Annotated in this window: 8 protein-coding genes; 4 read left to right on the top strand and 4 right to left on the bottom strand. The window is 66.3% G+C overall.

Going from position 1 to position 4,780, the window contains the following annotated elements; all coding sequences use genetic code 11:
• A partial coding sequence (locus VIR09_RS11770) for a DUF523 domain-containing protein (RefSeq protein ID WP_332013039.1) occupies nt 1-339 on the top strand: 339 nt, incomplete at its 5' end.
• Nucleotides 329-646, top strand: a complete 318-nt coding sequence (locus VIR09_RS11765; protein ID WP_332013038.1) for a hypothetical protein — start codon at nt 329-331, stop codon at nt 644-646. The genes VIR09_RS11770 and VIR09_RS11765, both read left to right, overlap by 11 nt.
• A gap of 62 nt (nt 647-708) precedes the next feature.
• Here VIR09_RS11765 and VIR09_RS11760 read toward each other — a convergent pair whose 3' ends face one another.
• From VIR09_RS11760 to VIR09_RS11750, 3 genes are all read right to left on the bottom strand, one after another.
• Entirely contained in the window at nt 709-1,686 is a 978-nt protein-coding gene (locus VIR09_RS11760; RefSeq protein ID WP_332013037.1) for a tripartite tricarboxylate transporter substrate binding protein, read from the bottom strand.
• A 128-nt stretch (nt 1,687-1,814) separates the two neighbouring features.
• The gene (locus VIR09_RS11755) at nt 1,815-2,393 is read right to left on the bottom strand and encodes a hypothetical protein (RefSeq protein ID WP_332013036.1); all 579 of its coding nucleotides are present in this window, start codon (nt 2,391-2,393) and stop codon (nt 1,815-1,817) included.
• Between the two features lie 119 nt (nt 2,394-2,512).
• Nucleotides 2,513-2,971, bottom strand: coding sequence for a carboxypeptidase regulatory-like domain-containing protein (locus tag VIR09_RS11750; RefSeq protein WP_332013035.1), 459 nt, complete (start codon nt 2,969-2,971; stop codon nt 2,513-2,515).
• 152 nt (nt 2,972-3,123) lie between these two features.
• On the opposite strand from VIR09_RS11750, the gene VIR09_RS11745 reads away from it, so the two are divergent.
• The gene (locus tag VIR09_RS11745) at nt 3,124-3,669 is read left to right on the top strand and encodes a helix-turn-helix domain-containing protein (protein ID WP_332013040.1); all 546 of its coding nucleotides are present in this window, start codon (nt 3,124-3,126) and stop codon (nt 3,667-3,669) included.
• A 47-nt stretch (nt 3,670-3,716) separates the two neighbouring features.
• Here VIR09_RS11745 and VIR09_RS11740 read toward each other — a convergent pair whose 3' ends face one another.
• Nucleotides 3,717-4,112: a hypothetical protein gene (locus tag VIR09_RS11740; protein ID WP_332013034.1), complete on the bottom strand. Its 396-nt coding sequence runs from the start codon at nt 4,110-4,112 to the stop codon at nt 3,717-3,719.
• Between the two features lie 102 nt (nt 4,113-4,214).
• Between VIR09_RS11740 and VIR09_RS11735 the strand changes: the two genes are divergently transcribed.
• Nucleotides 4,215-4,780 (top strand): LysR family transcriptional regulator (locus VIR09_RS11735; protein WP_332013033.1); only part of this gene is annotated, 566 nt, incomplete at its 3' end.

The following is a 4,780-nucleotide window of genomic DNA, read 5'->3' as shown; positions in this document are numbered from 1 at the left end:
GAGATCGAGCCTGCCGCCGACGCGGCGGCGGTGCTGGCCGGCCGTGCACGCGTCATGGCGGTGTCTGGCGAGGACGTGACCACGCCCTTCGTGCAAGGCGCGCAAGCGGCGCTGGAGGCCGCGCGCAAGCAGGGCATCGGCATCGCGGTGCTGAAGGAGGGCAGTCCTTCCTGTGGCAGCGGCTATGTGTACGACGGCCATTTCGCCGGCCGCAAGCAGCCCGGCGTGGGCGTGACGGCAGAACTGCTGCAACGAGCCGGCTTGCGCGTCTTCAGCGAAAAGCAGTGGCAGGAAGCCCAGGCCTGTCTGGCCGGCCTGGAGGCGGCCGATGGGCGTTGATGTCGGCGACCTGCTGGTGCTGGCGGCCCTGGCAGGCTGCGCGGTCCTGGCGTGGAAGGCCGCGGTGCGCGCCGGCCGCAGCAAGGGGCTGCTGCAGGTGATCAGCGTGATCAGTCTGGCCTTGTCCGCGTTCTTCTTTTACGCCTGGTACGCCCAATACCTGAAGTGGGACTTCAACGAGTTGGGCCGCTATTACGACCCGGTCGACCAGGTGGTCTACACGGATGCCGGATTCGTCTGGGTCTTGCCTGCCGGCGCCTTGCTGGCCGTCGGCCTGCTGTGCGCCTGGCGGGGCTGGCGGCGCTGAACCGCCGCATCCCCGAGTTCCCGAATTCCGCCGCACGGGTTGCCGGCCTGCGAACCCTGCGCCTATTCGCTGCGGATGTTGGCCTGCTTCACGATCAGGCCGTTGTCCGCATATTCCTTCTGCACCTGGGCCGAGAACTGCTCCACCGTGCCGGGCGACATGATGTTCAGCGCGTCTGTCAGCGGCTTGCTGATGTCCGGCATGGCGGCGATCCGATTGATCAGGCTGTTCATGCGCTTGCGGAAATCCGGGCTGGTGCTGGCCGGCGCGAAAAAGCCGAAGGTGGAAGTCATGTTGGCCATGGGATAGCCCAGTTCGGCCAAGGTGGGCGTGCCGGGCCGCGCCGGCAGCCGGGCGGGCGAGCCCACGGCCAGCAGGACGAGCTTGCCTTCGTCGATCAGCGCATTGACCGGGCCGGAGGCATTGACCAGCATCAGCGTGAACTGGCCGCCCAGGGCGTCGGGCACCATCTGCGCCATGCCCTTGTAGGGCACGTGCGTGATGCGCACGCCGGCCTGGCCGTTGATCTGTTCCAGCATCAGATGTCCCAGCGATCCCACGCCGGCGGTGGCCAGCGACAGGCCGCCGGGATCGGCCTTGGCCTGGGCCAGCATGTCCTGGAAGGACTTGCCCGTGAACTTCGGGCCGCCCACCAGATAGACCGGCGAATACATCACGGACGCCACGGGCGCCAGATCCTTCAATGGGTCGTACAGCGTCTTCATCACATGCGGCGACAGCGTGACCGGGCTGACGGCGGTGAAGGCCAGGGTGTTCTCGTCATGGGCCCGCGCCACCGTGTTCATGCCTATCATGCCGCCCGCGCCGCCGCGGTTCTCCACCACCACCGGCCGGCCCAGTTCCGCCGCGAGCTTTTGCGCAAAGGCGCGCGCCGTGTTGTCGACGATGCCGCCCGCGCCGTAAGGCACCACGATGGTCATGGCCTGGGCCTTGGCGTCGGCCTGCGCGTGCGCGGCGGCCGAGAACGCGCAAGCCGCGCCGATGGCGCACAGCCCCGCGATCCGCTTGAGATTCAACATGCTTTCCCCTTGTCATGCCCGGCGGCCTATCCGCCGGGACGCGGCAACGGCTTTCCAATGAGGCGCGCCGGCATGCAGTGTGTGCAGGCCGGCGCGGCGGGACAAGCGGGAATACCCGGAATCGCGCTTCAGTGCGCGCGGTAGCCGCGGCTGGTCATGCAGGAATCGAGCGCGCGGTTGTAGGAGTCCACCATGACCTGGGTGGTCCATTGCGTGATGGTGGCCGGGTCATAGCCGCTCTGGTTCATGGCCCAGCGCTGGCAATCCACGGTGGCGCTGGCCTGGGCGTTGTTGACCGGCGGTACGGATTCGTATTGCACCGGCTCGTACTGAGGCTGAGGGGCGGCATACACGGGCGCCGCCTCATAGACCGGCGCGTTGTAGACGGGGGCCGCGTAGACCGGCGGGCTGGTGTAGCCCACGCCCGACGAGTAGACACCAGCCTGCGTGTAGGAGGGCCCGGAATCCGCCGCCAGCAGCAGGCCTATGGTGGCCAGCGCGAACGCGCCGCCTATCCACCAGCCGTCGGAACTGCTGCCGCCGCCGCCATGATAGTTGTGATGGCCGCCATGGTATCCGCCGTGATATCCGCCGCCATGGCCGCCGCCCCAATAACCGCCGCCGCGCCCGCCAGCCATGGCAGGCGCGCTTGCCACGGCCAATGCCAGCGCCGCGACGATGGCCATACGGCCAGAAAACCGCTTCATGATCTTGCTCCTGATCCGCCCCGGGACCGGCGTAACGCCTGGCCCGGACCGGTATCGCTACTTTACTGCGTGGCCGTTGCCATAAAGTGTCTCAAGCGCTACGGAGATTTCAACTGATTTCAGCGGGACGCAGGCAATGCCTGCCGGTCGGGCCAGCTGTTGCAGGAATGCGACTCGCCGGGACGAAGCGTGATTTGCGGTTTGTCCTTGAAATACGCGGCGTCACGGTCCACGGTCATATAGGTTTCGTAACCCGCTTTTTCCACGCACCAGTTCCAGAAGTACACCTGCGCGCCGTGGATCATCATCGATTCGGCGCGCCATTCCCGCAAGGCCTTGAACGCGGCGCCGCCGTCTGCCGCGCTGCGGGTTTCGTTGCGGAACTGTTCCCGTCCATAGGGGTAGGTGCTGCTGATCAACACGACCCGGGCACCGGCCAGCGGCTGGGAGTTTTCGTCCAGCACCGTGGCGTGGGCGTCGGGCTGCATGGTCTTGTAGACCGGGTAGGGCACGCAACCCGAGACCAGGCTGGCGACGGCGATGGCGGCAACAGCAGGCCAGCACTTTGGGTATGACATTGCAATGGTTGTATCTGTCCTGGAAGCCGTGGATAAAACCAGTGGCTAAAAGCGCCGAAGGGTAGTATTTTCTCGCGATGATTACGGCACGACCTACTTCTTTACCGCAAGACAAGCGTCTCACCAAGGGTGAACGCACACGGGCTCAACTTCTGGAAGTCGCTGCAGCGGAATTCGCGGAACGCGGATTCCAGCATACCCGGATCAGCGACATCGTCGCCCGGGCCGGCGTGACCCAACCTGTCTTCTATCAATACTTCGCCAGCAAGCAGGCGGCCTACGACGAACTGGTGGGCTTGTTCGCCCAGCGTTTGCGGCAGGCCATCGGCCAGGCACGCTTGCCCGATGACCTGCAAGACGCCGAACTGGCCGGGCGTCTCCGCCAGAGCGTGAGCGGCCTGCTCGCGATTCTGCAGGAAGATCCGAACCTGACGCGCATCGGCTTCTTCCAGGCCGCCGAGGCCGAGGCGCTGAAGGACGAGCTGGTGGCGATGATCGCCGGCAACGTCAGCGCCGAGCAGCAGGCCGGCCTGTTCCGCGAAGACGTTCCGTCCGATTGGTTCGCCCAATCGCTGATGGGCATCATCGAACGCTTCACGCGGCAGACGCCGGATGCGGCCCGGCAATTGGTCCTGGCGGAATTCATCACCGATCTGCTATTGGACGGGATACGAAAACGACAACGACAAGCCTCCTAGCCGGAGGCTTTTTTTTGGCCTGAGGGCCGCCCGGGCCGGTCCAACGCTCAGGCCCAGGTCTCTTGCAGATGCGCCCATTGCGGCTGGCCGCCGGCCTGGACCGTGAACAGGACGGTGGCGCGCCGCTGGGTGGCGCCGGCGCTCCATACATGGCGTTCGCGGTAGCTCAGCAAGACCGACGCCGTGTCTGCGTGCAGCACGGCCAGCTCGTCGATATCGATCTTCAGGCCCGGGCGCGCGCCGCGCAGGCTGGCGAACAGGGCGGGCAAGGCCGCCGCGGACAGGCGCCGGCCGTCGGCCGCAATCATGCTGAAGCCAGGCGCAAAGCTCTCCAGCAGGTCGGCCAGTTGGCTGTCCGGGGCGTCGGGCGAGCCTATCCATTGTTCGATGCGGGTATGGGCGTCGAGCGCCAGGCGCTGGCAGTGCGAGGAAAGGTCGGGCATGGGATGGCTTCCAGAAAGGGAGCGTCATTCTAGGAGTCCTGTTGTTCCCGAAAAATACCGTATGGATGGATATACTGTTCGTGTTTATTTGACAATCAATACATGCCTTCCATGATCAATCTGAATCGTCTGGCGATGTATGCGGCGGTGGTCGAGGCCGGTTCGTTCACGGCGGCGGCCGATGCGCTGGGCACCACCAAGGCGGTGGTCAGCTTCAATATCAAGCAGTTGGAACAGGAGCTGGGCGTGGCGCTGCTGACGCGCAGCACCCGGCGGCTGGCCTTGACCGAGGCGGGCGAGGGCTTTTACGGCCATTGCGCCCGCCTGCTGCGCGAGGCCGAGAGCGCGGTGGACGAGGCGCGTTCCGGGCAGGCGGCCTTGTCAGGCAGCCTGCGGGTCACGGCGTCGGTGGACTACGGCAACCTGGTGGTGGCGCCGGCGCTGGCGGCGTATGCGCGCGAGCATCCTGCTCTGCGGGTCAGCTACCGCGCCGGTTCGGCGCATGCGGACCTGATCGCCGAGCGGCTGGACCTGGCCATCCGGGTGGGGGCGCTGGAAGACTCCAGCTACCGCGCCACGCGGATCGGCCAGTTCAGGCTATGGCTGGTTGCTAGTCCCGCGCTGCTGGCCCAGCACGGCGTGCCGCGCACGCCGCAGGCGCTGGCGGC

The organism is Achromobacter sp. (assembly GCF_036567245.1).
Taxonomy (GTDB): Bacteria; Pseudomonadota; Gammaproteobacteria; order Burkholderiales; family Burkholderiaceae_B; genus Achromobacter.
The sequence above is the reverse complement of the archived record's forward strand: the minus strand, read 5'-3'. Positions and strand labels throughout refer to the sequence as shown.

Excerpts from the sequence above, each read along its gene's own strand:
- VIR09_RS11765 (WP_332013038.1), top strand. The coding sequence starts at position 329 with ATGGGCGTTGATGTCGGCGACCTGCTGGTGCTGGCGGCCCTGGCAGGC.
- VIR09_RS11760 (WP_332013037.1), bottom strand. The coding sequence starts at position 1,686 with ATGTTGAATCTCAAGCGGATCGCGGGGCTGTGCGCCATCGGCGCGGCT.
- VIR09_RS11755 (WP_332013036.1), bottom strand. The coding sequence starts at position 2,393 with ATGAAGCGGTTTTCTGGCCGTATGGCCATCGTCGCGGCGCTGGCATTG.
- VIR09_RS11750 (WP_332013035.1), bottom strand. The coding sequence starts at position 2,971 with ATGTCATACCCAAAGTGCTGGCCTGCTGTTGCCGCCATCGCCGTCGCC.
- VIR09_RS11740 (WP_332013034.1), bottom strand. The coding sequence starts at position 4,112 with ATGCCCGACCTTTCCTCGCACTGCCAGCGCCTGGCGCTCGACGCCCAT.